Origin of the sequence: Fulvivirga aurantia, from assembly GCF_009711475.1 — a bacterium.
Taxonomy (GTDB): Bacteria; Bacteroidota; Bacteroidia; order Cytophagales; family Cyclobacteriaceae; genus Fulvivirga; species Fulvivirga aurantia.
In genome coordinates, this window is record NZ_SMMD01000226.1 from 1 (window position 1) to 1,076 (window position 1,076).

Annotated in this window: 1 protein-coding gene; it reads left to right on the forward strand. The window is 37.7% G+C overall.

The annotated features are described in order from the left end of the window. A partial coding sequence (locus tag E1176_RS20250) for a hypothetical protein (RefSeq protein ID WP_185152513.1) occupies positions 1–1,076 on the forward strand: 1,076 nt, incomplete at both ends.

The following is a 1,076-nucleotide window of genomic DNA, read 5'->3' on the forward strand; positions in this document are numbered from 1 at the left end:
GGTTGGAATATAGATACTAGTCCAGGAACACCATCTGTATTTTCAAAACAGAGTCAAGGGTCACTTTCCTATTTTCAGGGGCGAGACACAGATGGAGATGTAAAGTGGTATACAGACTTAGTAGATTTGTCATCATACCCATCAGGTGTGATAGTATCTTACGATATTGCTGAGACAGGTGCATTGGAAAATGCGGATTATATTGAATTATACTATAATACATTAGGCGATCAAAGCACCCCAGTTGCTAATCGGATAGACCGAACAGTAAATGATTTCGGCAATACTTTCATTACTGTAACATCCGGAACTATAGTTGAATCTCAGATTCAGTTGGTAGTAGTGATTAGGAATAACACTAATGCTGAAAACCATTATTTTCGAAATGTCAGAGTAAGATCACTTGCTGGAGAAACTCTTTATAGTAGAGCTAATGGTGACTGGAATGATGGGATCAATTGGTCAACTATAGGATATGGAGGTGCAACTTGTAATTGTTCTCCGGATGAAACTACACCAATTTTTGTTGGTAATGGAAATACAGTTGATATTACGAGTGACTCATGGGTAAATGATGTGACAGTTGATAATACTGGTACACTTCAATTTACTAATAATGATCTCAATTTAAATGTGGAGGGCGATGGTGTTGTGACATTTAATTCCGGGAGTACTTTCACAGATGGTGCTACAGCGGGAAGTGATTTAGATTTTGAAGGTAATGGAAGTAGTCATAGTCTAGTGGTGAATAGTGGAGCCACCGTTAGCTTCAATACACTGCAAGTGGTGGATAATAATCCACTTACAATTTCTGGAGCCGGATCCATGACAATTGAGAATATCGTTGAGATTTTTTCGACAAATACCACTACTTTTTCGCACAGTGGGACAATTAATGTGATCAATGATTTCAATCTTGAATCAACGGGGACACTTATATTTAATGGTACTGGTGATTTTAATGTAGGTGGAGATTTCGATTTAAATGACACTGGTTCAGTTACATTTAATGGGTCTAGTGATATCACCATCACTAATGACATGGACTTCAATGCTGCGGCTTCTTTTACAAATGA